At 49.7% G+C, this 26,588-nt stretch carries 27 protein-coding genes and 2 pseudogenes; 6 read left to right on the top strand and 23 right to left on the bottom strand.

Features of this window, described 5'->3' with window-relative positions; genetic code table 11:
* Positions 1–95: 95 nt before the first annotated feature.
* Together J4F31_03855 and J4F31_03850 are read right to left on the bottom strand one after the other, a co-directional pair.
* A pseudogene (locus J4F31_03855) lies at positions 96–341 on the bottom strand (SulP family inorganic anion transporter).
* A 187-nt stretch (positions 342–528) separates the two neighbouring features.
* Positions 529–840 carry a hypothetical protein gene (locus J4F31_03850; GenBank protein MCE2495705.1) on the bottom strand — a complete coding sequence of 104 codons (312 nt, stop codon included), beginning with the start codon at positions 838–840 and terminating at the stop codon, positions 529–531.
* Positions 841–1,033: 193 nt separating this feature from the next.
* Here J4F31_03850 and J4F31_03845 point away from each other — a divergent pair, with 193 nt between their 5' ends.
* The 3 genes and pseudogenes from J4F31_03845 (at position 1,034) to J4F31_03835 (ending at position 3,226) form a co-directional block, all read left to right on the top strand.
* Positions 1,034–1,609 (top strand): S46 family peptidase, encoded by a 576-nt coding sequence (locus J4F31_03845; protein MCE2495704.1) that lies wholly within the window; start codon positions 1,034–1,036, stop codon positions 1,607–1,609.
* Between the two features lie 67 nt (positions 1,610–1,676).
* The gene (locus J4F31_03840; GenBank protein ID MCE2495703.1) at positions 1,677–2,525 is read left to right on the top strand and encodes a S46 family peptidase; all 849 of its coding nucleotides are present in this window, start codon (positions 1,677–1,679) and stop codon (positions 2,523–2,525) included.
* 2 nt (positions 2,526–2,527) lie between these two features.
* A pseudogene (locus J4F31_03835) lies at positions 2,528–3,226 on the top strand (S46 family peptidase).
* A gap of 364 nt (positions 3,227–3,590) precedes the next feature.
* On the opposite strand, the gene J4F31_03830 reads toward J4F31_03835, so the two are convergent.
* The 5 genes from J4F31_03830 to J4F31_03810 are packed head-to-tail and all read right to left on the bottom strand — an operon-like array spanning position 3,591 to position 6,192.
* A complete protein-coding gene (locus J4F31_03830; protein MCE2495702.1) occupies positions 3,591–3,905 on the bottom strand; it encodes a hypothetical protein in 315 nt (104 codons plus the stop codon).
* Between the two features lie 42 nt (positions 3,906–3,947).
* A complete protein-coding gene (locus tag J4F31_03825) occupies positions 3,948–4,400 on the bottom strand; it encodes a hypothetical protein (GenBank protein MCE2495701.1) in 453 nt (150 codons plus the stop codon).
* A complete protein-coding gene (locus J4F31_03820; GenBank protein MCE2495700.1) occupies positions 4,358–4,525 on the bottom strand; it encodes a LysR family transcriptional regulator in 168 nt (55 codons plus the stop codon). The genes J4F31_03825 and J4F31_03820 overlap by 43 nt, the downstream gene beginning before the upstream one ends.
* Before the next feature lies 1 nt (position 4,526).
* Positions 4,527–5,219, bottom strand: a complete 693-nt coding sequence (locus J4F31_03815) for a PorT family protein (GenBank protein ID MCE2495699.1) — start codon at positions 5,217–5,219, stop codon at positions 4,527–4,529.
* Positions 5,220–5,256: 37 nt separating this feature from the next.
* Complete coding sequence (locus J4F31_03810) at positions 5,257–6,192, bottom strand: hypothetical protein (protein ID MCE2495698.1); 936 nt, start codon at positions 6,190–6,192, stop codon at positions 5,257–5,259.
* Between the two features lie 47 nt (positions 6,193–6,239).
* Between J4F31_03810 and J4F31_03805 the strand changes: the two genes are divergently transcribed.
* Positions 6,240–6,656, top strand: coding sequence for a TonB family protein (locus J4F31_03805; protein ID MCE2495697.1), 417 nt, complete (start codon positions 6,240–6,242; stop codon positions 6,654–6,656).
* Here J4F31_03805 and J4F31_03800 read toward each other — a convergent pair.
* The 15 genes from J4F31_03800 to J4F31_03730 form a co-directional block, all read right to left on the bottom strand.
* A complete protein-coding gene (locus J4F31_03800) occupies positions 6,651–6,893 on the bottom strand; it encodes a hypothetical protein (GenBank protein MCE2495696.1) in 243 nt (80 codons plus the stop codon). The genes J4F31_03805 and J4F31_03800 overlap by 6 nt on opposite strands.
* A 41-nt stretch (positions 6,894–6,934) precedes the next feature.
* Positions 6,935–7,369, bottom strand: a complete 435-nt coding sequence (locus J4F31_03795) for a hypothetical protein (GenBank protein ID MCE2495695.1) — start codon at positions 7,367–7,369, stop codon at positions 6,935–6,937.
* A 6-nt stretch (positions 7,370–7,375) separates the two neighbouring features.
* Positions 7,376–7,975: a hypothetical protein gene (locus tag J4F31_03790; GenBank protein ID MCE2495694.1), complete on the bottom strand. Its 600-nt coding sequence runs from the start codon at positions 7,973–7,975 to the stop codon at positions 7,376–7,378.
* A gap of 217 nt (positions 7,976–8,192) precedes the next feature.
* Entirely contained in the window at positions 8,193–9,830 is a 1,638-nt protein-coding gene (locus J4F31_03785; protein MCE2495693.1) for an amidohydrolase, read from the bottom strand.
* Between the two features lie 15 nt (positions 9,831–9,845).
* A complete protein-coding gene (locus J4F31_03780) occupies positions 9,846–11,801 on the bottom strand; it encodes a tetratricopeptide repeat-containing sensor histidine kinase (GenBank protein MCE2495692.1) in 1,956 nt (651 codons plus the stop codon).
* A gap of 52 nt (positions 11,802–11,853) precedes the next feature.
* A complete protein-coding gene (locus J4F31_03775; GenBank protein MCE2495691.1) occupies positions 11,854–12,405 on the bottom strand; it encodes a HAMP domain-containing histidine kinase in 552 nt (183 codons plus the stop codon).
* Positions 12,406–12,413: 8 nt separating this feature from the next.
* Positions 12,414–13,031 (bottom strand): GAF domain-containing protein, encoded by a 618-nt coding sequence (locus tag J4F31_03770; protein ID MCE2495690.1) that lies wholly within the window; start codon positions 13,029–13,031, stop codon positions 12,414–12,416.
* A gap of 46 nt (positions 13,032–13,077) precedes the next feature.
* Complete coding sequence (locus J4F31_03765; GenBank protein MCE2495689.1) at positions 13,078–13,698, bottom strand: LysE family translocator; 621 nt, start codon at positions 13,696–13,698, stop codon at positions 13,078–13,080.
* Complete coding sequence (uvrB, locus tag J4F31_03760; protein ID MCE2495688.1) at positions 13,698–15,713, bottom strand: excinuclease ABC subunit UvrB; 2,016 nt, start codon at positions 15,711–15,713, stop codon at positions 13,698–13,700. Before uvrB ends, J4F31_03765 begins: the two co-directional genes overlap by 1 nt.
* A 2-nt stretch (positions 15,714–15,715) precedes the next feature.
* Entirely contained in the window at positions 15,716–18,082 is a 2,367-nt protein-coding gene (locus J4F31_03755) for a DUF349 domain-containing protein (GenBank protein ID MCE2495687.1), read from the bottom strand.
* A 60-nt stretch (positions 18,083–18,142) separates the two neighbouring features.
* On the bottom strand, positions 18,143–18,898 hold the full coding sequence (gene aroE, locus J4F31_03750; GenBank protein ID MCE2495686.1) for a shikimate dehydrogenase: 756 nt from the start codon (positions 18,896–18,898) through the stop codon (positions 18,143–18,145).
* On the bottom strand, positions 18,895–19,812 hold the full coding sequence (locus J4F31_03745) for a DUF368 domain-containing protein (GenBank protein MCE2495685.1): 918 nt from the start codon (positions 19,810–19,812) through the stop codon (positions 18,895–18,897). Before J4F31_03745 ends, aroE begins: the two co-directional genes overlap by 4 nt.
* Complete coding sequence (locus J4F31_03740) at positions 19,812–20,735, bottom strand: DUF368 domain-containing protein (protein MCE2495684.1); 924 nt, start codon at positions 20,733–20,735, stop codon at positions 19,812–19,814. Before J4F31_03740 ends, J4F31_03745 begins: the two co-directional genes overlap by 1 nt.
* Positions 20,735–21,037: a rhodanese-like domain-containing protein gene (locus tag J4F31_03735; protein ID MCE2495683.1), complete on the bottom strand. Its 303-nt coding sequence runs from the start codon at positions 21,035–21,037 to the stop codon at positions 20,735–20,737. The genes J4F31_03740 and J4F31_03735 overlap by 1 nt, the downstream gene beginning before the upstream one ends.
* Positions 21,038–21,040: 3 nt before the next feature.
* A complete protein-coding gene (locus J4F31_03730) occupies positions 21,041–22,435 on the bottom strand; it encodes a tetratricopeptide repeat protein (GenBank protein MCE2495682.1) in 1,395 nt (464 codons plus the stop codon).
* A gap of 139 nt (positions 22,436–22,574) precedes the next feature.
* On the opposite strand from J4F31_03730, the gene glmM reads away from it, so the two are divergent.
* Positions 22,575–23,960 (top strand): phosphoglucosamine mutase, encoded by a 1,386-nt coding sequence (glmM, locus tag J4F31_03725; GenBank protein ID MCE2495681.1) that lies wholly within the window; start codon positions 22,575–22,577, stop codon positions 23,958–23,960.
* Positions 23,961–23,965: 5 nt separating this feature from the next.
* Positions 23,966–25,102: a cysteine desulfurase gene (locus tag J4F31_03720; GenBank protein MCE2495680.1), complete on the top strand. Its 1,137-nt coding sequence runs from the start codon at positions 23,966–23,968 to the stop codon at positions 25,100–25,102.
* On the opposite strand, the gene J4F31_03715 is transcribed toward J4F31_03720, so the two are convergent.
* Positions 25,103–26,533 carry a TonB-dependent receptor gene (locus tag J4F31_03715; protein ID MCE2495679.1) on the bottom strand — a complete coding sequence of 477 codons (1,431 nt, stop codon included), beginning with the start codon at positions 26,531–26,533 and terminating at the stop codon, positions 25,103–25,105. It abuts the gene before it with no gap.
* Between the last annotated feature and the right edge of the window lie 55 nt (positions 26,534–26,588).

Here is a 26,588-nt window from a genome sequence, read left to right as displayed (position 1 = left end):
TCTAATGTCCGCAGGGATTTATGTGACTATTTTGAAGATAGATTTTTAACCAATGACACACTTTAGTGAACACTCCCGGTTTATACATAGGAATCTTGTTGTATCAAGTGAACCATCACCACCGCCATGGCACCAGCCGCACCCGATATCATACCCGGACGACCTCCGAACAAACTGGTGATCAAACCCATCATAAAGGCACCGTAAAGACCAACCAAGGGATCGACTCCGGCCACGAAAGCGAAAGCCACGGCCTCTGGAACCAATGCAAGGGCTACGGTCAGGCCGGATAAAATATCCGATTTAGGGTCGAAGGTAAAGTTGTGAAAGAGTTTGCGCATGGGATTTCTTTTCGTTCGCTAAAAAGGCCGCAAAAATACGAAAATAAAAAGCCCCGGCCCAGCCCGGGGCTTCTCTATATAGTTGACACTATCTTAGTCAGCGACCTCCAACATCGGAATGTCAAGAGCGAGCTGAGCGTTGACCAATGCTTCGATCTTGTTCTCGGCCTGGAAGAAGGTCACTACCTTACCGGTCGGAAGCGACTTCTTGAACATTTGCGTACCAGGTCTTTTTCAGCTTCAATAAATCCATTTGGTATTGAACCATTCCGTTCCAAAGCTCATCGGCTTTTTCATCGGTCATGGTTTCGTAGTTCTCCGCAAAATCACGGATAACGGCGATACGTTCGTTCTGAATCTTGTATTGCGCCGCCTGATACTCGTTGTACAACGCCCAAAATACTTCAGATTCCTCCTCGGTCAACTGCATTACTTCAGCGATCGCGGCTTTTTTCTCGACCTGCAACACCTCGCGGGTCATTTCCAAATAGTCATTCACGTTCTACGCCCGGCCAAAGGTCGTTGCCGCGAGCATGAGCAGGGATAGGATCAATTTTTTCATTCTAAAGGGTTTGATGTTAATGGTCCCCGTCAAGGGGCTCAGAACCAAATTTACCCCGTTCATTCCGCTCCCCAAAGCCCTCAGTTTTATTTTTTTCGTTGCGTATCTTGAGCACCTAAAATTTGACCGAATGAAGAAGTTTGTTCTAATTGTTTTTCTCGCCCTAGCGGGCGGATGGACATCTTTGTCCGCCAAAGAAGGTATGTGGATTCCATGGCTGCTCGAGAAGTTGAATGAGCAGGAAATGCAGGACTTGGGAATGACCATCACCGCTGAAGATGTCTACAGCGTTAATCAAGGGAGCCTCAAAGACGCTATCGTCCATTTCGGTGGTTTCTGTACCGGGGAGGTCATTAGTAAGCAAGGACTGGTGCTGACTAATCACCATTGCGGATATGGAGCGATTCAGAGTCATACCTCTCTGGAGAACAACTACTTACGAGATGGGTTCTGGGCGATGAATCACTCCGAAGAATTGCCGAACGATGGCTTGTATGTTGAGTTCATCAAACGGATCGAGGATGTATCTAAATTGGTCCTGTACGAGGTAACGGACGATATGACCGAAAAACAACGAGGCGATAAGATCAAGGAAAACGTGGATACGCTTATCGAAAAGTACGAGGCCGAAACAGAATTCGACGCTGAGATTCGATCCTATTTATGCAGGAAATCAATATTTCGTTTTCTTAACTCAAACCTTTAACTATATCCGCTTAGTTGGCGCGCCTCCATCGAGCATCGGAAAATACGGTCGCGATACCGACAACTGGATGTGGCCGCGCCATACGGGTGATTTCTCCATGTTTAGAATCTATGCAGATGCGAATAGTGCACCGGCCGATTACTCCGAATCGAACGTCCCTTACAAGCCACAACACTATTTACCGGTTTCTCTCGCCGGGACTCAGGCGGGTGATTTCACCATGGTTTTCGGATTTCCCGGCTCTACGGACGAATATATGCCGGCCACGGAGCTCGAACTTATGGTTGGACAGTGGAATCCGGCCAAAATAGAATTGCGAACAAAGGCCATTGAACTTATGGTCGAAGCAATGAAGGGCGACGAGCAGATCAAGATTCAATACGCAAGTACCCAAGCCGGCTTATCGAACAGCTGGAAAAAATGGATCGGTATTGGGCAGAGAATCGAATTCACCAAGGCCATTGAAAAGAAGAGGGTCCGGGAGGAGCAATTCCAGAAAGCTGTGGCCACTAATCGAAGGTTCGATGCGCGTTATAAAACCTTGTTGCCCAATTACGACATGCTCTATGGTCAATGGTCGCCAACCGTGATGGCGCGCGACTATTATTTCGAAACGTGTTTCCGTGCGATGGGCAGCACGTACTTCATCTATCGCTTACGCGACCTCGAAGAAAAACTACAAGCCGAAGGGGCTGAAGCGGAAATGAGCAGTGCACTCGTAGAAGCTGCTGGCCATTTCAAAGACTATAACGACGAGCTCGAAAGAACGCTTTTCGTAGAAATGATGCAGTATTACGTCGATCACGTTAACAGCGAAATGCGGGCTCCGGAGCTCAATGGCTGGAATGCCGAGAAGGCCCTGGAGCTTTTTAACGACTCGTACTTTACGAGCGAGGAGCGATTTAATGACCTTTGACCATGAGCCCAAAGAAGGCTCTGAAAAAGCTTCAGAAGGACGAATTATTTGCTTTGACCCTTGCTATGTATCAGTTCTACAGGTCGAACCTCGCGCCAAACTACAACTCGGTGAAAGCCCAACTCGATAGCATGGATCGCTTGTATATGAATGCTCAAATGGAGGTGTTTTCTCGCGATCGCTTCTTTCCGGATGCGAACAGTACATTGAGATTGAGTTATGGAAAGGTCGAAGGTTTTGCGCCTCGCGACGCTATTACCTATGACCATTATACTACTCTTAGCGGAGTGGTGTCAAAATATGTGCCGGCGATTACGAGTTCGACCTTCCGGAAAGACTTCTCGAACTGGAGGAGTCAAAGGAATATGGCGATTACGCCAACGAACATGGAGAATTGCCGGTATGCTTTATAGCCAGCAACCACACTAGTGGCGGAAATTCCGGGTCTCCGGCGATCAATGGCCGCGGTGAGCTGATCGGGCTTAATTTCGATCGCGTATGGGAGGGAACCATGAGCGACTACAATTTCGACGAACGCATTTGTCGAAATATCATGGTGGATAATTCGTTACGTGTTGTTCATTGTTGATAAATTGGCCGGAGCCAGCCATTTGGTCGATGAGATGGACCTCGTTTATGGAGCGGAGGAGGAGGTCGTCGGTGAAGACAATATTCCTACCGAAATGGAAGTGGCAGAATAAGGCATTAAAAAATACTTGGACGACCACTATTGGCCGCCCTTTTTTTCACCCACTCGGTATCCGAGTGGGTGTTTTTTTAAGAGAAGGGAAGGAGGCCATTCCGGCTAGGTTCGATCGTGAAATTACAGGTCAGCTAAACTCAACGGATCCAAGTATTCAAAATACAATTTTACTTAACAGCGCGAGGTCAATCCTTCTGAATTTCGTTCTAAAATGGTTCGTCGAGATTAGAGCGTGAGGTGAAAGAGGATATTCGACCGTATGTTTAGATTATCGAATATAAAAAACTGGAAAACATATATATATACACAGTATATGACAATCTGTCACGGTGATGTTTTGAGCCTTATTCGCCTGTTTTGGCCTACTTCCAGTTGACTCTGATGTACGATCTTTTCTTCTGAACTTTTGCGGGTACGCTCTCTAAAAAATCATCGCGAAGCGCCGCCAAAAGAAACTCTTTTGTAAAGCCTTGGTGAACCACTAAACTAACTTCTCGAACCGGTTGAGGGTCTTCAAATGGAATGATGTTTTCGGGTTTTGAACCTTCTCGTGCAGAGAGCTCCGGGATAAGTGTAAAGCCACCATTTTGATCGACCAGTTGTTTGAGGGTTTCGATGCTTCCACTTTCATAAGCGAAGCCTTGATGATCGATTTGTTCGCTCTTCGGTCTACAGATGTTGAGGACCTACGATCGAAAACAATGACCTTCATTGAGGATTCACAGGTCTTCATCGGGGATTTTTTCAGGGTCTACGCTTTCTTGCCCATACAAGGGGTGAAGGTTAGAAGCATAGATCATGAACGATTCGTTGAAGAGCGAAATCTCTCTGATCTCGGGTTCGTCGAGTGGTGTTACGAGTAGTCCGATATCGAGTTGATCGCCTTTGAGTCGGTCGATGATCTCCATGGTCTGTAGTTCTTCAACTACTAAGCGCACTTCGGGGTGTCGGCCTGTGAATAGCTTGAGAAAACGGGGCATCACATAAGGAGCCAAGGTTGGTATTACCCCAATGCGGAATTCTCCATCCATCGTTTCCTTATCCGATTTGATAATGTCTTTGAGCTGGTGGATCTCGCGCAACACCTGGCGCGCCTTTTGGACAATACGCTTGCCGAACTCCGTTGGCTCTATATAGGCTTCTTGGTCCTGTCGAATAGGAGCATACTCCACTCTTCTTCGAGCTTTTTGATCTGCATGGTAAGGGTAGGCCGGGTGACATAACACGATTCGGCAGCGCGAACGAAACTTCTGTGCGTATCGAGCGCCATGATGTATTCAAGCTGTTGTATGGTCATCTCAATAGAATTCGAAGCGGTACTCGAGACCGATGTTCAACATCCATGTACGGTTATACGCCTCGCGCACCTCGTCCAGAAACAGATCGCTCTGCCCAATAAAATAGCGGGCATCGAGCCTCAGTCCCACGTGTCGACCAAAGAAGAAGTTGAGTCCACCACCAATGATTACCGCGTTATCTCTGGTGTTCCAGTCGCGATCTTCGAAGTTCAGGTTCTCCGTGTTCTCCAAATTTGAAACTCCCGCAATAGGAGGGTCGATGTTGAAGATCTCCTTTACTTCTCCGCCCGTAGCATAGCTGAAGTTGTATCCTGCCAAGAACCTCAGTCGTAGAGGCCCGTCACCGAGGTTCAATTGAGCCATGAGTGGAATATCGAAATAGTTGATATCGTATTCCTCGCGATAGTACCCCTCGTACTGAATTCCATCAATCCATGCAGACCCTTCTTGATGGATCGTAGCACCTCGACCGCTCCAACCTGGTTCGATCCGAACAGAAAGTCGTTCGATTACTTGATACTCCAAGGCAAAGGCGAAGTTTCTCCCGTATTTGCTGATAATGTCGATTTCAGAAGTGTCACTGGAGGCATTCCAGTCGCTTAGGGCCGAACCCCCTTTAAGCCCGAGGGTCAATTGCGCTTGAGTGCTAAGTCCAAATGCTATAAACGAACCGAGTAGAATTATCTTCTTCATAAGTGTTATTTATGAGCCGGCAATATACGAAACGGGACTATTCTCGAAAGGTGTACCGCACAACCTGTTCGATGTAGGTCTCGTTGATCTGTGTATGCGCCTTAAAAGTGACCTCTTTCCACCATCCTGACATGCGTTCGAACCGGCAGGTGTTCGTTTCTTCAAACGAAAATACCCCTGAAACTAAGGGCTCCAGAGGCTCTTCGCCCATAGCTTCGCGTAGTTTCAGGTAGTCGTTGATCGCTTTGAGGGCTGTTTCGGGATAGATCGTAGTTTGTGTTTGCAGCACGGCAATGCTGTCGTTTAATTCAACGATTCGGGTGACGAGCTCCCCGGGAACAGGTTCGTTTGCGAAATCGATGGGAATGTCCTTTTCTTGACGTTTAACGGAGTCGCGATGCATGGCGATGTTGAAGGCGTTAAAAAGCGTTTCGTATGGCTGAAGAGCGGTTTTTTCGACTTGAACCCGCTGATCAACTCTATTCTTCATTTCAACCACCATCTGGTCGACTTCTTCGTTGGACATTTCGATCCCGCTCTTTTTGAGCGACGTGCCTACGTAGTCGAACATGGCGAAATACACGCTTTGGACTTCATCCCAATTCCGCAATCCCCGGAGTCGACCCGCGGGATGAACCTTCACTTCCATGGTGAGGCTGTCGGTTCGGGCCAATATCTGATCCACGGCATACTGTAGTTCCGGTACGTCTGTAAAGACGTCGACCCTAAAACGCTGAGCAAGCCATTTCAGCGTGAATCCGTTGCTTGATGCCGTCAATACCTCAATGAAGTCATTAGTGCTATCGAGCCGTTCGCTGATCACCGAATCGTTCCTCGTGATTCGTTCTTTATACGTGATCGTCAGCCGTCGCTCTTCGCCAACTTCCCACTTGGGCAGCAGTAATAGCCAATCGGACCCTTGAGCCAAGAGGGCCGAGGGGAACAGTAAAAAAGCAATAAGGATCGATTTCATGATACGGTGAATATAATCTTCTAACGGCGAAAAAGTACCTTTGCCGTGTGAAGCAACACAAACATCGGTCCATTCGACAACCCGAATACCCCGGAGGAACCAAAGCCTTATCGGGATTCATTAAGAGCCGATTAAAGTATCCCGTGTCGCGTATTCCGGATCAAATCAAAGGGGTCGTGCGGGTGAAAGCCGATATCGACAAATCCGGAAAGGTAGTCGGGACCAAGGTCGTTGCCGGACTCGGACCGGAATTCGATCAAGAGGCTCAGCGCGTCGTCAAGTTGCTCAGATTCTTAGTTCCTGAGAATCGGGATATTAGAGTGACCTATCACAAGCAGTTCAACGTTGGGTTTAATCCGCCAGCGCCTAAAGCGAAGCCCATTTCCACAGGGGAAAACAAAGCCAAACCTCAGCAGGGTGGAATGCGAATCACATACCACTACACGCCGAGTAAGAAATCATAGGGTCTTCAGGTACTCGATCAAGGCCGTCCTTTCGGCATCGCTGAGGGTATCGCCAAAATAGTACCCCTGGTTGCTGTAACCGGGAAGTGTAGTGTCGTAGGTCTGCTTATCGACGGCACTCGTTTCTTCGGTGAAATTCCAACCCACTAGTCCGAGATCGTAATCACTGTGGTCCATGGTCCTTCGCCAGAACTGTGGTCGTGCGCCACTCTTCAGCAGTGTCCACAAATTAGGCACACTCCCGTTGTGCAAGTAGGGTGCGGTGGCCCAAACTCCATCTAACGGAGGGGCAGGTAGCCCCCTTCAGTCGCGAATCGCGCCGTAGGTGCAGAAACCCCATACCAACTTCCGTTGTACCAACTTTCGAATTCGTTCAAAGCAAAGTGCGCATTGGCCGGTAGGGGGTCGGTGCCCACTTCGCTCACGGGAATCAGGTAATTCGGGTAGCTGGCCTGGTCGCCGTAGCTTCCGTGGCAGCGTTGGCAAGTGTTTTCGAAGATCATTTTACCCTGTTCAACCAAGGCGGGCTCCACCGTCTCCGGGAAAATCGGAGGCTTAATGCTTTTGATGTAAGCCATGAGATCGGGTGCATGTGCGTCGATGGCGCGCGCTTCGGAACTATCGGTCATGGTCAGCAAGGCAGCTGCCGAAGAGATCTTGGAATGTTCCCCGCGACCGCTCCCCGTGTAGAATCCCGCGTTCCTTTTCGACATCAGCCACTAGGCCGGTACATCGGTTGGAACTACCACGTCGTCGTAGGCGAATTGAGCGTCATCGATCCAACTGAGATCCCGGGCATCGCGGTGGGCAACGAGGACTTGGGTGAGTTTATCGGCCGGATTCACACCAATGACCTCGGTGATGATCCTCGGACCGGTAATGGCCGTTCCGCGGCGAAAGCGCGCAAAGGCCTCGGCTTCATCGCTTCCGGCACCGTAGATCGCCGCAATTCCAGCATCGAGCAATGGCAGGGCAGAGGCCCCGTTGTTCGTGAAATCTCCAAATGAATTACCCAACCCAATAATGTACTGTCCCATCAGTTTTTGACCGTGGCATTGCAAACAATTCGGAGCTGCCACACGGGCTCCATTAGCGTGATCTATGGCCGTGAATGCGGGTGAAATAACGGCATTGTCGCCCGACCGATTCAGCACGTTTTCCGGGTCGGTGCCCATCGCCGCGGTGAACAGATCGTACGGAATTCCCGAGCTAATGTAGTCGCCATTAATGAGGTAATCTCGGCCTGCGGCCGGATCCCCATTGCGCTGGGGTTCGGAGTCGATCGATTGGAAGTTGTCGCCCACGGGCGAGTTGTCCACAGGGTCTTTTTTACACTGGACAAAAAACAAAAGAGCCCCTGAAAGGAGCATCCAATATAGCGAGCGAGGCGTCATAATTCTTGGTTGGTTAAAAAAGCCGGCCCCGAACAAACGAGACCAGCCGTGCCACCTAGAGCCAAAAGCGGCAACCTAAAAACCACTTGAGGCCTGAGCGCTTTCGTGCCCTAATGTTTCACGACCGCTTCTAATATAAGAATTAATGGACGCGTTTTCCGATTAAATACGTTAACTCTATCTGACTGTCGGCGATTTGCGTCGCTTCAGCTTCCATCCAGTCCACGGAAGGCACAACGAAATCGGCCCGTTTTCCGGCCTCCAAACTTCCGCGCGAACCTTCCCAAAAACCCGACTTCGCGGCCCAAAGGGTCATGCCGAGTAGCGCCTCGCGGCGCGATAGTCGATTCTCCCCGTTGAATCCTCCTGCTGGAAACCCATCGACATCCTGCCGGAATACGGCAGCGTAAAAGGTCCATTTCGGATCGATACGCTCAACGGGAAAATCCGTTCCCAGTGGCATCCAACCGTGCAAGTCGAGCAAATCACTGTAGGCGTACGCATGAGCAATTCGCTCCGGACCTAAGCGGTCTTCGGCCCAGTACATGTCAGACGTCGCGTGCGTGGGCTGAACGCTTGGGATTACAATATACTCCTTAAAGGAGGGGTAGTCGGTCGGCGTCACGACCTGCGCGTGCTCTATACGCCAGCGGCGATCATTCTTCGGATCCAAAACAGATGCATAGGCCGATAATACCAAAGCATTACCACTGTCGCCAATGGCATGAGTGTTCAACTGGAAATCGCTATCGGCAATGCGTTGAGCGATCTCGAACAGCCGAGCACTATCGGTAACCAACAATCCGCGCCAATCATGCCGATCGTGATAGGGCTCCTTGAGGTACGCACCGCGCGATCCCAATGCACCATCGCAGTAGACCTTGAATCCGCGTACAGTGAGCAAGTCGGTTTCGTACACCCCGTGCTCTATAAAGTGATCGAGCTCCCGGTTCTCGGCTTGTGCCCAAATCTGTAGTGGGAATGAAAGCGAGCCGATCTGCTGAAGGCTGTCGATGAAATAGATGGTTTCCATTGGAAGGCCGGCATCGATTAGGCCTGTGAGTCCGACCGCAAACAAATCGCCCTGCGCCTCGATCATGGCCTTGGCGAGCTGGTCTTTTGATTCTTCGGGCAAACTCCTTCGCAGGCTGTCCTCGGCCTTGTCGATACAAACGCCGGTAAGTTTTCCATCCAGAGTGGGCAATTCACCACCGGGGATATGTGTGGTTTCATTGAACTTGGCGATGGCCAGGGCTACATCGTTAGCGACGAGCGCGTGCCCATCGATACGCGTTAATGCCAACGGGCGATTTGGAAACAGGGCATTCAGCTCTTCGTTGGTCGGATATTCCTTGGTGTCCCAGTCGTTTTGATCCCAGCCGCGTCCGAGGATGGGCCCTTCAGTTACGCGTGTAGCGAATGATCGAACGCGTTCGAGGCATTCGTCCCAAGATTTGGTACCTGTAAGATCGACCCGTAGTTTTTGACGAGCGTAGTTTCTGAAGTGGGCATGGGCGTCAATGAGTCCGGGGTAGCATGCCTTTCCGTCCAGATCGAGCGAATCCTCAGCGTTATACGATCCAAAGAGCTCTTTGACCGTGCCTGTAGCGACTACGAGTCCATTGTCAATAACCATGGCTTCTGCGGTGCCGAAGGCCGTGTCGCAGGTGTAGATGGTTCCTCCGTATACGATGAGGTCGACTTGATCGCGAGAGGGCTCCATCGTGCCGCAGGCACAGAAAATACAAATAGAGAATAGGGAAACAAGGACAAAACGCATAGAAAGGGATTATGCTTAGCGTTTAAAGCGCAGTTCGGTGGAGGTTCCGCGGTCCTTTTCGGAGCGGATATCGAGTTCGCCGCCGAGGGCGTTCGTGAATTCCCGAACGAGACTCATACCGAGGCCAGTCCCGGTTTCGCCATGGATCCCGTGACCGGAGAATACTTCACCGCGAAGGATGCGATCGACTTCTGCATCGGACATTCCCACGCCTTCGTCCTCGACGAAGATCGAAACGCGGCCCGAGTCGATCCCGCGCACGCGAATAGTGCCGTTATGGGTGAATTTGATGCTGTTTTGTAGCAGGTTCCGGAGAATGAAGCTCTGGATATTCCGATCGCTTCGAACAAGGAGTTCGGTCGGAACGTCATTTACCAAGCGATTTCCTTTGTTTTCAGCCAACATGTTAAGCGAATGGAAAACGTCTTCCACCAAGGCTTTCACATGGATGGTGGTGAAATCTACGGATCGACTGTTCAATTGGTGGACACCCCACTGCAAGAGGTCTTCGAGGAGATTGCGTGCTTGGGAAAGGTTTTCAATGGCCGATGGAGCTATGGCTTTGATCTCTTCTTGACTCAGATCGCCCCGATTCATCATTTCGAGTAGCGTTTCGAGTCCGCCCATAGGCCCTCGTAAGTCGTGCCCGATAATACTGAGCAGTTGGTCCTTACTGCGATTGAGCTCTCGCAGTTCGATCTCCGATGCCTTTCTGCGTTGATCGTTCTTGAAGAGGAAATACAGGAATGCAAGGGTTACGAGAATGAGCACGATGGCTCCAATGATGAGGTAGCGTTGAAGTGCGATCCGTTCCTGGGTGCTTTCGTTCATTTCGCGCTGGATCGAGGTGATATCGAGCAAGTTGTTGTTCTCGCGCTGTAACTCCCTCATTTCCATGTACCGCACCTGGGTCATGGCTTCGCGCGATCTGAGCGTGTCGTCTATTTCGATGGCCCTGCGGGCCGATGCGTATGCGAGTTCGTGCAGCCCAAGCGTTTCCGCGGCTTTGGAGTGTTGGTTCAATGCGTCGAACAGAGTTACGGGATTTTCGATGACCTCGGGTAACGAGAGGAGGCGCTCCGTGATTTGAAGGGCTTTATCAGCCTGCCCCAGTTCAGTGTATGCCTCCGCGATTCCGATGTCGGCAATGGCCACATCGGACAAACTCACGGTCTCGGCAAAAAGACGACGGCTTTCGTAATTCGCTTCGATCGACTCTTCCCATTCCTTTCTTTCGGCGTAAAGGTCGGCGCACAGCCCAATGCCAAAGGCCAAGTCCGTTTTTCCGTCGGGAAATGACCTGGCGATCTCGATCACTCGATCGATCATTTCTTCGGCTTTTTCCAAATCCTTCAATTCGAGATAGGTCGAGGCCATATTACTCAGTGAAAGAGCGATCAGCCCGGTGTCTTCAAATGCGATCGCCATTTCCAGTGATCGGTTCAGATGTTCCAGAGCACGTGGGTAGTCTTCTACATCCATAAACACCGTGGCGAGGTTGTTATAGATGTAATGGGAGTAATCTTCGGACCGCTCCCAATTTTCAAAAACGCGCAGGCCTTCGTAGTAGTGGACAATCGCGGATTCGATCATTCCCATGTCACCCAAAACGTTGGCAATATTGTTGTGTGCGTCCGAAATATCGTATTCGTCGCCCACCTTTTCGTAAATGGACATGGCCTTTTGCCCATGCATCAGAGCCGAATCGAGCACGCCCTTGTAGTAGTACGCGGTACTCATGCTGATCTCTGCCCAACCGAGTAAGACGGAGTCATTGTACTCTTGCAGGAGTTCAATGGCTTTCCCTGCATAGTAGATAGCAGAATCGGTATTCTGATACCAGAATTCCTCGCTTTCCACTATGAGTGCTTCGATTCGATCGGCCTCGGCATTCTTGCGCACCTCATTCGATTCCTGAGCAAAAGAAGGGGAGCACCAGAGTACCAGCCCTATGATAGGGAATAGTTTCATGTTGTCTGACAAGGACATAGCCTGTCAAAAGTCCGAAAAAAAAGTGAAAGGGTTAACCCAAAACCACCTCGGAGAACCTAGGGAGAGTAAGGGCAATCAAAGTGGCGCCTTCTTTATCCTCGATGACGAGTTTGCCCTTCATTTCTGTCATGAAATCCATTACTAATTCCGTTTCGGACCGGTGGTGATCTACATGTGTTTTTGTGCAGCCCGTATGTTCAATCGACAAATTGACTCGATCCTCCACTACGGACGACACGATCGAAATCTTCCGCTCCTGAGTGTGTTGAAGGGATCTTCCCAACAAATTTTTCAATACGAATCTCAATCGTTCCGGATCGGACTTTACCGACAACTCCTTTTCAATAGATACTTCAATTTCCACTTTTTGCTCGAGCCGGGCTGGTCTGAGTCTATCTAGCTGTTCTTGCACGATGCCCTTAAGAGGAACTTCAGAGAGGGTGGGAGGCGCAACGGATTGTACATTTCCCCAATAAAGAAGGTGATCAATGGTTTCCTGGGTCTGTTGGATCTTGTTCATGGCTTCCGGACCGATCTCATCCAACTCGCCCTGGGTCAATTCGCCCCGCAGTATGAGTTGCAACAGAGATTTTAATCCGGACAATGGTTCTTAAATGTCTTTTTGAACCGTGCCCAAGAATTTTTTTGAATTTTGGACGATCGCAAAAGCACATCGCGCTGTTTTCCGATCAACTCGGCGTTCTTTCTGATTTCTATTGCGGAGCGTCGCAGTTCAAAATTCCTCAGAACTTGATCGGCCAGTGTTTTGAGCCCAAAGATCTGCGTTTCGATCAACGCTCTTGGTTCCCTATCGAGTACACACAAGGTACCTAGTGCATGACCCTCCGAAGTAATCAGCGGAAATCCCGCATAAAAACGAACATTCGGGTCATTGAGCACCAAGGGATTATCTACGAATCGACGATCCTCCATGAGGTTTTCAATGATCATTGGGCCACTACTCAAGATCGCATGGGCACAAAAGGCGATATCGCGATCCGTTTCCGACTCATCAACTCCGACTTTCGCTTTGAACCATTGACGGTCGGCATCGACAAGGCTGATCAAAGAAATGGGGGTTCCAGCAAGCAAAGAAGCGAGCTGCACGATGTCGTCGTACTCCTGTTCCGGGGAAGTATCCATGATCGCCAGACGCTCTATAGAGTCTAGACGTTCTATTTCGTTTACTGGAATCGGGGGCTTATTCATTGCGCTGAAGGTACAAATTCAATTGAGCGATTATCCCAACGAATTGTTAAGTGATCACCAAATGCAACGCGATGGAAACGAAAACTATGATTTGACCCCATTTCATCGTTGGTGCATACCACGAACTCTCCCAAAAGCGTGCAGCCAGATTACCTACAATGAATGAAGCCATCGAAAAAATGACCAGTGCCTGTGCCAAGAAAATTCCTCCGAGAAAAAGGGCGTAGAGGGCGGGTGAAACAGTGCTTGTGTCATTGGGAATGAACTGTGGTAAAAAGGCCAGAAAGAACAGGGTCACCTTCGGATTTAACAGATTCATGGTAACCCCTTTTTTGTACAGTCCTCTGAGATCCGCAATATTGGCCTTGCCAAGAGTGATTTGCTCGTTGGATCGAAAGACGATCCAGGCGAGATATAGCAAGTAAGCGGCTCCTGCGTATTCGACGAGGCTGAACAACAGAGGATTCGACTTGAGAAAAACGGCCGCTCCCAGGGCCACTACGGAAGTGTGAACGATCAATCCCGAGCATAAACCCAATGCGGTTGCAACACCGGCTTTCCAGTGGCGGCTCACACTTTGTGTAATGACAAAGATCAAATCCGGTCCGGGAGAGAGCGTAAGTAAAACGCTTGCGGTAAGGAAGTACAAGAAATCACCAAAGGACATCAGTCGTTCTTTTCGGCCAGCAAGCGCTCGAGGTCTTGAAGCTCATCACGGTATTTTGCAGCCGCTATGAAGTCCAGCTCTTTAGCCGCCTTTTCCATTTCCTTTCGACTGTGGATGATGGACTTTTGCAGTTGCTCTTTGTTCATGAACCGAATCACGGGATCAGCGGCAGCCTTGGGAATCTCGCTTTCCTCTATTCTGTTCGAATACCTGCTAACCGAAGTTTGACCGAGAATCTGTTCTTTGGATTTCTTAAGCGGAGTGGGAGTGATGTTGTGCTCCTCGTTGTACGCCATCTGCTTTGCACGCCTCCTATTCGTCTCGTCGATCGTGCGCTGCATACTTTTCGTGATCTTATCGGCGTACATGATCACAAGTCCATTGATATTCCTGGCCGCTCGTCCTGCAGTTTGAGTCAGGGACCGCTCAGACCTTAGAAAACCTTCTTTATCCGCGTCCAGTATTGCAACCAGGGATACCTCGGGTAGATCCAATCCCTCGCGAAGAAGGTTCACGCCAACGAGTACGTCAAATACACCGAGCCTTAGATCACGCATGATCTCGACCCGCTTGAGCGTATCTACATCGCTGTGAATGTAACGAGTGCGCACATCGTAACGCGTGAGGTACTTGGTCAGCTCTTCAGCCATACGCTTGGTTAAGGTGGTAACCAGTACTCTTTCCTCTTTTTCGACCCGTTGCCGAATCTCCTCCAGTAGGTCGTCGATTTGATTTTCGCTGGGCCTAACGTCGATCTTCGGATCTAGTAGACCCGTAGGGCGTATGACCTGTTCGACGACCACACCTCCTGATTGTTCCAATTCATAGTCGGCAGGAGTAGCAGAAACAAAAAGAGTTTGATCGGTCAACTCCTTGAACTCTTCGAATTTCAAGGGGCGGTTGTCCATAGCTGCAGGTAACCTGAAGCCGTATTCCACAAGGTTTTCTTTTCGTGAGCGATCTCCGCCGTACATCGCCGATATCTGAGACACGGTAACGTGACTTTCGTCGATCACCATTAAAAAGTCTTCAGGGAAGTAATCGAGCAAGCAGAAGGGGCGAGTTCCCGGTTCGCGACCATCCAGGTAGCGCGAGTAGTTTTCAATTCCACTACAATAACCGAGCTCTCTGATCATTTCCAAGTCGAAATTCGTCCGCTCTTCGAGTCGCTTGGCCTCAAGAGGGCGCCCTACGTCTTTGAAGAATTGAACACGAGAGACCAAATCATCTTGGATATCGTGAATCGCTCGCTGTAGATTTCCTTTCGAGGTAACAAAAATATTGGCGGGATAAATAGTGACCCGATCAAACTTCTCTAAACGTGCATTGGTGTACGGATCAAAAGTTTCGATCTCTTCGATCTCATCACCCCAGAAATGAATGCGAAATGCCGTATCGGCATAGGCCGGGAAAACATCAACGGTATCGCCTTTGACCCGGAAATTACCTCGATGGAATTCCGCCTCCGTGCGAGCGTAGAGACTTCCTACGAGTTGGTGAAGGAATTTATTACGCGGGATTACCATGCCCCGGGCAATTTCGATCACGTTCTTACTGAATTCCTCCGGGTTCCCAATTCCGTAGATACAACTGACCGATGCAACGACAATAATGTCCTTGCGGCCCGAAAGCAGGGAAGAGGTGGCACTCAAACGCAGCTTTTCGATCTCATCGTTGATGCTGAGGTCCTTTTCGATGTACGTTCCTGAAACCGGTATGTATGCTTCCGGCTGATAGTAGTCATAATAGCTGACGAAATACTCTACCGCATTGTTTGGGAAGAACTGCTTGAATTCCCCATACAGCTGTGCCGCCAAGGTTTTGTTATGGCTGAGCACTAGAGTAGGGCGTTGAACCTCTTGAATTACGTTGGCAACGGTAAATGTCTTACCCGAACCGGTAACTCCCAACAAGACTTGATTCTTGTCTCCCCGACGAAGGCCTTCACTCAGCTCTTTAATGGCCTGGGGTTGATCTCCTGTTGGTTTATAATCCGATGCGAGCTTAAATTCCATACTTACTTGGAGCCTTCGCTCTTTTCAACTTCTCGAATGAGCTTCATCTTATCTTTAAGCTTCTGGATCTTATCTTTCTGTGCTGCAATGCTTTTCTCAACCTGAGCCACCAATGGATTGTCCTTGTTGCCCGTTGGAGAAAGCATTTGAATATTGGCTTCCAGAGTTCGCAATTCGTCTTGAGCCGAATTTAGGTCGCGCTTAAGTTGGCTTTTCTCGCGATTGAGGTCGCGACCACCTTTAGCGGCGAGGATCTCGATCTTGTTCTTGAAGCGAGCCGAACTCTTTTCCTTACCACTGAGTTTTAACTGGTCGAATTTCATGTCCACCAACTGTTTCCAGTTCTTATCGATCCCCATTTTACTTCGCGGTACAAAACCGATCTCGCGCCATTGGGCCATGAACTCCTTGAGTTTAGCTACAGCTTCACCGGCGTTTGCCCCCGGCTCATAAGCTTCTAACTCCGATATGAGCTTCTCTTTGGCTGCGTAGTTGTCCTCGTATTCTTTATCCTGTTCGGCAAAGTGTTCTTTGCGCTTCGTAAAGAAATGGTCGCAAGCATCGTGGAACCGCCTCCACGTCTTTTGATTGTCCGCATGTGCGACAGGACCGATCTTCTTCCAATCGCGCTGCAAGCGCTTTAGCTTTTCGGCGGTACCTTTCCAGTCGTCGCTGTCCTTGATGGCCTCAGCGGCATCGATGAGCTTTTTACGATCTTCTAAATTGCCTTTGTACTTGTCTTTCAGCTCTTTATAGAACTCATTCTTTGCGTGGTTGAACAAGCGAAGGGCTTCGCGGAAACGATTCCAGATCTCCGAGCTCTTACCTTTAGGAACTCGTCCCGCCGCTCTAAAAGCTTCGGCGTATGCTCGAACTTCTTTGATCTTCGCTTGCCATTTGCCGTGCGATTTCAATTCGGCTCTTGACGCCTCCTCGATCTTTTCACAGATCTTTTCGCGCAACTTTAAGTTCTCTTCCCAGTGCTCTTGTAGCTCGTCGTAATGAGCGTGTCGCTTGTCGTGTATCTGCTTCGTAAGCTCACTGAACTCATCCCAAGTGGTGTCGCGATGTTCTTTAGCAACCGGTCCACCTTGTTCCTTCCATTCCTTGTGGAGCTTTTGTAGCTTTTTGAACGCCTCGTGGACGTTTTCCATGGCTACGAGCTCCTTGGCTCGAGCGATCAATTGCTTCTTGTGCTCCAAGTTCTTCTTAAAGTCCAGATCTCGCAGCTCTTCATTCAAACGCAAGTAATCGTAGAAATTCTCTACATGGTGGTGATAGGTACGCCAAATCTCACTATTCTGGGCTCTGGGTACCGGCCCAATACTTCGCCATTTTTCTTGTAGCTCACGAAAATGCTGGAAGGTCTCAGAAAATTTCTCCTCACTTTGTAACAGGTTTTTGATCTCTTCGATCACCTGTTCACGAGCGACTAAATTCTCGTTTAAACGCTTCTCGAGATCCTTCATATACGCTTGGCGCTCCTTGCGGTAGGTGTCGACCAGCTGCTTAAAAGTCTCGCGAATGGGCTGCTCCAATTCAAAGTCCTCTTCCTTTCCGCCATCGGCTACGAACGCTTCGAGTTTCTCTAGTCGCTCCGCTTTGGCCTTCGTAAAGAAATGGTGCTTGATCTGATCTACGTGCTCTTTGATTCGTTGCACAGGATGCTCCTGCATCAATTCTTTGGTAAGCGAATAAAGCTCTTCTAATGAAAGAGGCTCTAAATCAGGCACCTCCACGGCACCCTCGTGGTGCTCGTCGTCCTCTTCCTCGTGATCCTCGTCCTCTTCCTCGTGATCCTCGTCCTCATCTTCGTGATCCTCATCTTCCTCTCCGGCTACGATGTCGTGGTCTGATTCTGTTTGAGCTTTAGCCTTTGACTTAGCATTAGCCTTAGTATCAGCTTCGGTATCGCCACCTGAATCAGCATCAGCGACAGCCTTATCTTCGCTTTCAATTTTATCTTCCGTATCAGCCTCTGAGCGAGCCTCAGATTCTACCTCAGCAGTCGAACCTTCCTGAGTTTCCACATCCTGCTGAAGCTCTGCTTCAGCAACGTCCTGCGCTGCAATGTCCTTCTCAGGATTGTCCTCAGAAACATCCTTCGCAGGAATGTCTTCGTCTTGCTGTGGCTTGTCCTCAGCAACGACCTCCGTAGAAACCTCCTTCACAGAAACTTCCTCTTGTGGCTGGTCCTCAGCAACCTCCTCCGAGGCAAAAACTTCAGTTTCGGCCTCTTGAGCAGATTCTTCCTTGGACTCCACATCCTGCTGAAGCGCAGCTTCAGCAACTTCCTCCGCAGATACCTCCTTCTGAGATTTATCCTCAGAATTCTCCTCCGAAGGAATATTTTTCTTGTCTTCCGTCATCACTTCAATTTCTTCTGAAATGCCCTAATTTTCGAGCAAAGGAGTGCAAATTTAACGAATCTATCGGTAGTATTCACGCCAGAATTCCCACGCGTATTCAGCCTGCGCCGCAAGCATTCCATAACCGTTCTGAACGAACGCTCCGCCCAAGGCACACATCTTCATCGCAACGGTATTCTCGGGTCTGTAAACCAAGTCAAAATAATAGTGTTCTTCGTCGATCTCATCGTAGGGAATCGGAGGATATTGATCGTCGTTCGGGTAGGTCCCCAATGGTGTCGTATTCACGATCAAACCGTAACTTTCCATTTGCCTCTTTAACGCTGAATACTCAATGGTATCTGGGCCTGCGGCCCGATGCACAACTCCGAAATCAACACCGATCCGCTCCAAGGCATAGCGAATCGCCCTTGCAGCTCCACCATTACCCAGGATTAATGCCGGTCGCCCCGTGGCGAGAACCTGCTCCTGATCCAATACGTCCAAGAACCCACGCCAGTCCGTATTCTCGGCCCTCAATTCGCCATCGGTCGGATCCATGACCAAGGTGTTCGCCGCGCCAATAACCCGAACGTGCTCGCTTTGCCGAGATTTCTCGATTTCCTTGAGTACCTCGATCTTATACGGGATGGTGACATTGACCCCAATAAGCCCCTCTTGGTCCTGCCACCAATCAGCCAACGAGGCGGGAAACTCCTCAACGTCGAAAAGATCATACCGATATCCATGGACTCCTTCGCGAAACCATTTTTCTTCGAAATACCTCGGCGAAAAGCTGTGCGTCAACGGATGACCAATAAGCCCAAGCCTCCTCATGAGTGTTGCCTTTTAGCGTAGAATTCCAATCCAAAGATCAATGCCAATCCGAGGAACATGATTCCCATGGCTACCCAAGTATGCGCTATTGACAGATCCGGCCAGTAGCGCTGGTACAGCAAAACGATCTCTCGTCCATTGGCATCCAAAGCGGTGCGAACGGGGCGTTGCCAGGGCCAAATGATCAATAGCGAACCCAATACGAATCCGGTCAAGAGGGCCATGGTTTGGTCGTGAAAGCGCTGCAACACCCAGGCCAGTAGGTTCGATAAACCGATCAACCCCATAATGCTTCCGCCAATGAACAGGCTCAGCATCGGAAGGTCAAAACTGGTGACGCTTCGAATAAGCAACAGCTCGTAGTTTCCCATGAGAATCAGCAAGAACGACCCGGAGATCCCGGGGAGTGTCATGCCACTTATACTCACAGCTCCGCAGATCAACACATACCACCAAGCATCATTTTCCTGGGCTTGGGGTAAAAAAGCAAGACTAATACTCACGACGGTTCCTATGACCAACCAAAGCTTCGACCTGAGATCCCATTTTTCGACCCGTTGTCCAATAAAATACACCGAACCTAAAATTAGCCCGAAGAACAGCGACCAAATAAATACCGGATAATGTTCAAAAAGGTAATCAAAAATCTGAGCGATGACCAAAACGCTCAATACGATTCCGATAATGATCGCAAGCAAGAACCTGCCGTTGACGTAGAGGTTGAATTCACTAAGTCGACCTTGCAACAATAATTTAAGGGCTTTGAGGTCGAGACGGCGAAGCGAGTCGATGAGCTCCTCATAAATATCGACGACTAGTGCAATGGTACCTCCCGAGACGCCGGGAATGATGTTTCCCGTACCCATGAGGGTAGCTTTCAGTACTACGATCAGAAAAGATCTGAGGTCTTTCATTAGGCCGCCGATTTCCTCGTGGAAAGGCGGTCAAGGTAGTAAATCAGGGCGAATCCGACGACAACTAAGGCAACAGCAACCACCGGTTGAGGGTCGCCATCGAAACTATTGGGTAAAACACTTTCTTCCAAGAAAGGGACCTCTTCACCATGGCTATTGGTTCGGTATGAAAGCACGTTTTTCCACGGCCAAACTTTGTTGAGCGAACCGATCATGAAACCGGTGAGCAAGGCTACCGTTAAATCGTGATACCGCGCGAACATCCAGCTCAGCAATCGCGAAAAACTTAGGAGTCCGACCGCGCAGCCCGCCAAAAACGCAGCCAACACATCTGCCCGTAGGGCGCTAATGCTGTCGAGAATGAAACGATACTGGCCCAAAAGCAGAAGTATGAAGCTCCCGCTGATGCCCGGGAGTATCATGGCGCAGATGGCGATGGCACCGCTGACGAACACGAACCAAAGTGCGGTTGGTGTGGTAGCCGGTGTGGCCACGGTAATGTAGAAGGCGATCGCCGCCCCTACAAGTGTAGCGATATATACTGGGGCATTCCAGTTTTGGATCTTTCTTCCGACCGGCTGGGCAGAGGAGAGGATAAGCCCGAAAAAAAAGGACCAGATCAGGACCGGGTGATTCTCAAGTAAATAGCCCAGCACTCGGGCCAAACTAAGCACGCTTATGGCGATTCCGGCGAAAACAGCCGCCAGAAAACTGCCGTTTATAGCCTTCCAGAAATCCTTGATCTTGCCCTTGAATAGCAGTTTCACGGCATTGAGGTCAATGGATTTCAACGTGTTGATGAGCTCTTCGTAGATGCCCGAAATAAAGGCAATTGTTCCGCCCGATACGCCGGGAACTACATCGGCCGCACCCATACCTAATCCTTTGAGCGTGAGAAAGATATAATCTTTGGTAGTGCGCATTAGCTCGCTAGTTCAGCAATGGCTTTGTAGCCGCCGCGTACCGAAAATACGTTTTGAAGCCCCTTTTCGCGATTGAGCATATAAGCCATTGCGCTGCTGCGCTTGCTCGACTGGCAGTAGATCACTACTGGAATGTCGCGAGGAAGCTCATCGGCTCGCTCAAAAACAGTTTCCATGGGCATATGTATGCAGGGGAGGTGCCCGTCTTCGAATTCGTAATCTTCACGGATATCGATGAGATGCACCTTTTCGTTCCGTTCCAGCATCCGGAGCAGATCTTCAGGGGCCAGTTCGTTCAGCATGGTTTAGCTTTGATACTTGTTCAACAAGGCCTGAACCTGTTCATTCTCTGTCAACAGCGGAAAGTGTTGAAGGAATTCGGGTCCGACTTCACTGTCCAAATGTAAGGCATTTTCGAGGAATCCGGCCGCTTCTTCACCCGATCCGATCAGGAAGAGATAGCCCGCATAAGTGAAGTTCAACGAGGCATCTTCGGGGTTCAATTCGATTCCCTTCGAAAGCAATTGCATGGCGCGCTCGTATTCTTCCAGTTCGATCATGAGATCGGCGTAATTTATCCAAACTCTAGGCTCTATATGTCCGAGGTCAAGGACCTTTTGGAAATTCTCTTTTGCCTCACCTAAAAAGCCCATTTTGCGATTCGAGGTTCCGCAAATGAATTGATAGTCGACATTGTCCGGCATCGACTCCGTTGCTTTGCGTATGAAGTAAATGCCTTCTGAGAGCTTGCCAATTTCATCGAGCAGCAATCCGCGCTCCATCCAAGCTTCGTCGAGCTGTGGATCTTCGTGAGTGGCTTTTATTGAGTACACCAAAGCAGCACGGGGGTTACCCATACGCTTGTAAATGTTCGAGATCTTGAGGTAGGAAATGCCCGTAGGCGAATCGAGCTCTATGAGTTCTTTGTACACATTGATGGCCTGCTCGTAATCCTCCATGTCTTCGAGGATCGAGGCCTTTTCGTGGTAAGCAGCGGCAAACCCATCGTCGATCAATATGGAATACTCAACGGTGCTCAAAGCTTCGTCGAGAATACCCTCGTTATGCCAGCTCACGGCGTATTGATACCAACCGATCTCCGAATAGGGGTTCTCTTCGAGAAACTCCTGAAAGAATTCGATGCTGTAGCGATTGTTGCCTATAAGGTCGTAGCAGTATGCGATATTGTACAATGCGAGCTCATCTTCTCCGTCCTCGTGTAATGCGAGCTTGTAGAATTCGATCGCCTCTTCGTATTGCTTTAAGTTCTGATATTCATTTCCGAGCAGCATGTACACATCGGCCGGTGGCGTGTCGGCAAGCTCCAAGGCTCGTTCGAACATGCGAATGGCCTGATGAGCAAGTCCTTTCTTGGAAAAGATCATTCCGCGCGAAATATATAGCTCCTCGTTGTACGGGTCTAGCCCCTCCGCACGATTCAATTCGTGCAGTGCCTCATCGGTCCTGTTATAAGCCGCCAAAAGCTGAGCCCTTTTCAAGGGTAAACTCACCGCATTCGGATGCTGCTGTACGCCGTACTTAGTCGTTAATAGAGCTTTCTTAAGGCTGCCTGTCATCATGTAATGATCGGCCAGCGCTTCGAATTCGTGAACGTCGAAAAAGACCACCAAGTCGTTCTTCAACATCTCCTCAAACCGCTCAATCAACTCCTCGGTCGCTTCGTATTCTTCGTAGTCCATAAACTGTCGGAGGTTACTCGTTTCTCCGAAAATACCCCAAATCGGGTGCAAATGTCCGTCTAATTATCCAAAGTTCTTAACAACACGATATGGAAAAGCATGTTCGAACTTCTATCTTTGGCCGAGCAAATTTCATTCCATGCCTTTAATAAAAAGCATTTCCGGAATCCGCGGCACCATTGGAGGCACTGTTTCCGACAATTTAACCCCTGTAGACGCGGTAAAATTCGCTAGTGCCTACGGCACGATGATCAAGCGACAAGTTGTCAGTTCACGTCCTCGTGTGGTCGTTGGGCGCGACGGCCGAATCAGCGGACCCGTGGTACAAGATCTCGTAGTAGCGAGTTTGCGCTCGGTCGGAATCGATGTGATCGACCTTGGACTCAGTACAACCCCAACCGTGGAGGTCGCCGTGCCCCTCGAAAATGCCGATGGGGGAATCATATTAACAGCGAGTCATAATCCTATTGAATGGAATGCCTTGAAGCTGCTCAACAGTGCGGGCGAGTTCCTGGATGCCGAAGCCGGAGCAGAGGTTCTTCGGCTCGCAGAAGCTGAAGACTTCGATTACGCTCCCGTGCTTGAATTGGGCGAAGTAGAGAAAAAGAACGACTACATCGATCGCCACATCGATCGAGTGCTCAAGCTCGATGGGGTCGATGTAGAGGCCATTCGCCAAGCCGATTTCTCCATTGCGGTCGATGGGGTGAATTCCACGGGCGGAATCGCCATTCCGAGGTTGTTGGAGGCTTTGGGTGTGCGCAAGGTAACGGCTTTGTACTGTGAGCCGACCGGCCATTTCCCGCACAATCCGGAACCCTTGGCCGAGCATTTGACCGACTTGAGTGAAACTGTAGTTCAGGAAGGCTGCGATCTCGGGATCGTGGTAGATCCGGATGTGGATCGACTGGCCTTTATTTCGGAAGACGGTTCCATGTTTGGTGAGGAGTACACCTTAGTTGCTTGTGCCGACCATTATTTGAAGATACATCCGGGAAATACCGTCAGTAATATGTCTTCATCGCGAGCGTTGCGCGATGTCACTGAAATGCACGGACAAAGCTATAAGGCCTCAGCAGTGGGAGAGGTGAATGTGGTCAAGGCCATGAAAGAAACCAATGCCACTATCGGTGGAGAGGGGAATGGAGGCATCATATTACCCGCACTGCACTACGGGCGTGACGCATTAGTTGGCGTGGCCCTGTTCCTTACCCATCTCGCCGCAGGCGGAAAAAAAATGACGGAGCTCCGGGCTTCGTATCCAAGCTATTTCATGAGCAAGCAAAAGATCCAGTTAGCGGCCGGAATGGACGTTGATGGGTTATTGGCGCAGATGGCCGAAAAGTATGCGGAGTTGTCACCAACGACCATCGACGGCGTAAAGATCGATTTTCCGAAAGAGTGGGTACATTTGCGCAAGTCGAATACGGAGCCCATTATTCGGGTGTATTCCGAAAGTGGGACGGCTGAAAACGCGAAAGCACTGGCCGACAGATTCCGTACCGAATTATTGGCCTTAACCTGAACCCTATGAAAGTCTATCTCGATAACGCTGCTACTACTGCTATGGCCCCGGAGGTCGTGGACGCGATGGTATCGATCATGCGCGATTGTTTTGGTAATCCGAGTTCAACCCATCACAAGGGGCGCGAAACGCGATCAAAGGTTGAAATGGCGCGCAAACAGATCGCGAAATTCTTGAATTGTAGTCCGGGAGAGATCTTCTTTACATCGGGTGGTACCGAAGCCGATAACATGGCGATCCATTGTGCCGTTCGAGATCACGGTGTGCGTCGCATTATTTCGAGTGCCGTAGAGCACCATGCCGTATTGCATACCGTAGATCACCTCGGCGCTCATGGCGAAGTAGAGGTCGTTCACGTAAAACTCGACGAGCTCGGCCACGTAGATTTAGCTGATCTCAATCGGCTATTGGCCGATAGTGACAAAAAGATCTTGGTAAGCTTGATGCATGCCAACAACGAAATCGGAAACCTACTTCCATTGGAGGAGGTCGGGCGTATGTGCCGTAAACGCGGTGCTTTTTTCCACTCGGATACCGTTCAGTCCATGGCCCATTACAGTTTTGACCTGGCCAATACCGAAGTGGACTTCATTACATGCGCGGCTCATAAACTCCACGGCCCAAAAGGAGCCGGATTCTTGTACATCCGCAAAGGGCTTGCACAAGAGCCGTTCATTCACGGGGGTGCTCAAGAGCGCAACATGCGCGGTGGAACCGAAAACGTTTATGGTATCGTAGGGCTGGCAAAAGCCATGGAGCTCGCTTACGGCGATTTGGACGGGCACCGCAAACATGTTGAGGGACTTAAGCAAAGAGCTATCGACGGATTACGAGCCGGAATCGAAGGCGTTCGTTTCAATGGCGACAGCGCTAATTTGGAGCGCAGCCTCTACACGGTCTTGAATGCCTGTTTACCGGAAAACGATGCGAGCTCGATGCTCCTGTTCAATCTGGATATTCTCGGTATTTGTGTCTCGGGAGGAAGCGCCTGTTCATCGGGAAGTAATGTAGGTTCTCACGTACTAACCGCCATTGGGAGTCCGGCCGAGCGGCCTTCTGTTCGCTTGAGTTTTAGCCGATACAATACTCCTGAGGAGGTCGATTACGCCGTTGATCAGATCGTAAGGTTGTACAACGAATAATTATTCGCTCTCTACTTCTTCCTTTACGGGCTTATAACCAAAGAGCTTTTTGTCTTTGATGATGTTGTCGACGTATGGCGGTATCATCTTTTCCCAGCCGGGTTCTCCTTCGCGAATCATGCTGAGTACGGCCGGAGAGAAAATCTGAAGTATCTCGGGGTCGAAATTCTCGATATCCTCGATACGGCGGTTGTAGAGCAGGTACTGATAAAGCGGCTTCAAGCGCGGGTGAACCTTGAGATTCTTACTGTTGAGCAATGGCTCCTCCTTATTCGGTTGATAAGGGTATAAGAATACTTTGAGGTCTCGGTTGAAGAGTTTTCCAAAAGCTTCCATGATACCTCCGCTGAGGTCGCGGTAGTAACTTTCGTCGAAGATATCCAATAGGTTGTTCACACCCATGATGAGTCCCATTCGCGCTTTGGTAAAGCGCGAGAAGTACTCGACTAGTTTGTAGTATTCCTGGTAGTTGGAGATCAATACGGTTTGTCCCAAGCTGCAGAGAATGTCGGCTCTATCGATAAAGTCTTGCTCATCGAGTGACCCATCCATACTGAGGTTGTGAAGCGTGATCTCAAAGAGTACCTGAAGCTTTTCTTTTTGAACTCTTTTGGTCTTCACGAACAGCTTATAGCCGTTCTTGATCATGTCGATATTCACCTTGGTCACGGGTCTGAAAGAACCGCGCAGGGTGAGGATATTCTTTTTGTAGAGTAGATCGGATGGCTGAATGTTTTTTCCGTCCGGTCCAAAGATCACGGCGTCGGTCATACCGTTCTTCACTAACTGCAAGCTCATGAGTCGGTTGTCGACCTTCTCGAACATGGGGCCGAGGAAGTTGATCATGTCGATCTCGATTTGCTCGCGACTAAGGTTGTCGTACAACGACATGAGTAACTTCTTGGGGTCGCGATAGAAGTAATATGCACCGTAGATCAAGTTAACACCGAGTACTCCAATGCTCTCTTGTTGCGAACGCGCGTTATTCTCGTGCATGCGAATATGCACTACGATCTCTGAAGGTTCGGTATTCGGCTCAATTTGGAACCGAATCCCCAGCCATCCATGGCCTTTGAAGGTCTTGGCGAAATTGATCGTGGCAATGGTATCCGAAAAAGCAAAAAAACGCTTGGTCGGGAATTTCTTGCGATCGAGGCGCTCGACCATGAGGCCATATTCCTGCTTCAGCATTTGACGCAGACGAACCTCGGTCACATAACGACCATCTGAACCTTTCCCGTAGATCGCATCGGAAAAGTCTTTGTCGTAGGCACTCATGGCCTTTGCGATGGTCCCGGAGGCGCCACCGGCGCGGAAGAAGTGTCGCACGACTTCCTGTCCCGCCCCGATTTCTGCGAAAGTACCGTAGATATCGGAGTCGAGGTTTATTTGCAGAGCCTTCTGCTTGGTCGGGAGAATGATTCGGTCCATATTTGACGCGTGCGTTTGAACAAAGGTATAAGACCCTATCTATTTATCATAAATT

The organism is Flavobacteriales bacterium (genome assembly GCA_021296215.1).
In the GTDB taxonomy this organism is placed as follows: domain Bacteria; phylum Bacteroidota; class Bacteroidia; order Flavobacteriales; family ECT2AJA-044; genus ECT2AJA-044.
This window is presented reverse-complemented; position numbering and strand designations above follow the sequence as displayed.

Coding starts and splice junctions, on each gene's coding strand:
- J4F31_03845 (MCE2495704.1), top strand. CDS start 1,034: ATGAAGAAGTTTGTTCTAATTGTTTTTCTCGCCCTAGCGGGCGGATGG.
- J4F31_03840 (MCE2495703.1), top strand. CDS start 1,677: ATGTGGCCGCGCCATACGGGTGATTTCTCCATGTTTAGAATCTATGCA.
- J4F31_03820 (MCE2495700.1), bottom strand. CDS start 4,525: ATGACCATACAACAGCTTGAATACATCATGGCGCTCGATACGCACAGA.
- J4F31_03815 (MCE2495699.1), bottom strand. CDS start 5,219: ATGAAGAAGATAATTCTACTCGGTTCGTTTATAGCATTTGGACTTAGC.
- J4F31_03810 (MCE2495698.1), bottom strand. CDS start 6,192: ATGAAATCGATCCTTATTGCTTTTTTACTGTTCCCCTCGGCCCTCTTG.
- J4F31_03795 (MCE2495695.1), bottom strand. CDS start 7,369: ATGTCGAAAAGGAACGCGGGATTCTACACGGGGAGCGGTCGCGGGGAA.
- J4F31_03785 (MCE2495693.1), bottom strand. CDS start 9,830: ATGCGTTTTGTCCTTGTTTCCCTATTCTCTATTTGTATTTTCTGTGCC.
- J4F31_03780 (MCE2495692.1), bottom strand. CDS start 11,801: ATGAAACTATTCCCTATCATAGGGCTGGTACTCTGGTGCTCCCCTTCT.
- J4F31_03770 (MCE2495690.1), bottom strand. CDS start 13,031: ATGAATAAGCCCCCGATTCCAGTAAACGAAATAGAACGTCTAGACTCT.
- J4F31_03765 (MCE2495689.1), bottom strand. CDS start 13,698: ATGTCCTTTGGTGATTTCTTGTACTTCCTTACCGCAAGCGTTTTACTT.
- uvrB (MCE2495688.1), bottom strand. CDS start 15,713: ATGGAATTTAAGCTCGCATCGGATTATAAACCAACAGGAGATCAACCC.
- J4F31_03755 (MCE2495687.1), bottom strand. CDS start 18,082: ATGACGGAAGACAAGAAAAATATTCCTTCGGAGGAGAATTCTGAGGAT.
- aroE (MCE2495686.1), bottom strand. CDS start 18,898: ATGAGGAGGCTTGGGCTTATTGGTCATCCGTTGACGCACAGCTTTTCG.
- J4F31_03745 (MCE2495685.1), bottom strand. CDS start 19,812: ATGAAAGACCTCAGATCTTTTCTGATCGTAGTACTGAAAGCTACCCTC.
- J4F31_03740 (MCE2495684.1), bottom strand. CDS start 20,735: ATGCGCACTACCAAAGATTATATCTTTCTCACGCTCAAAGGATTAGGT.
- J4F31_03735 (MCE2495683.1), bottom strand. CDS start 21,037: ATGCTGAACGAACTGGCCCCTGAAGATCTGCTCCGGATGCTGGAACGG.
- J4F31_03730 (MCE2495682.1), bottom strand. CDS start 22,435: ATGGACTACGAAGAATACGAAGCGACCGAGGAGTTGATTGAGCGGTTT.
- glmM (MCE2495681.1), top strand. CDS start 22,575: ATGCCTTTAATAAAAAGCATTTCCGGAATCCGCGGCACCATTGGAGGC.
- J4F31_03720 (MCE2495680.1), top strand. CDS start 23,966: ATGAAAGTCTATCTCGATAACGCTGCTACTACTGCTATGGCCCCGGAG.
- J4F31_03715 (MCE2495679.1), bottom strand. CDS start 26,533: ATGGACCGAATCATTCTCCCGACCAAGCAGAAGGCTCTGCAAATAAAC.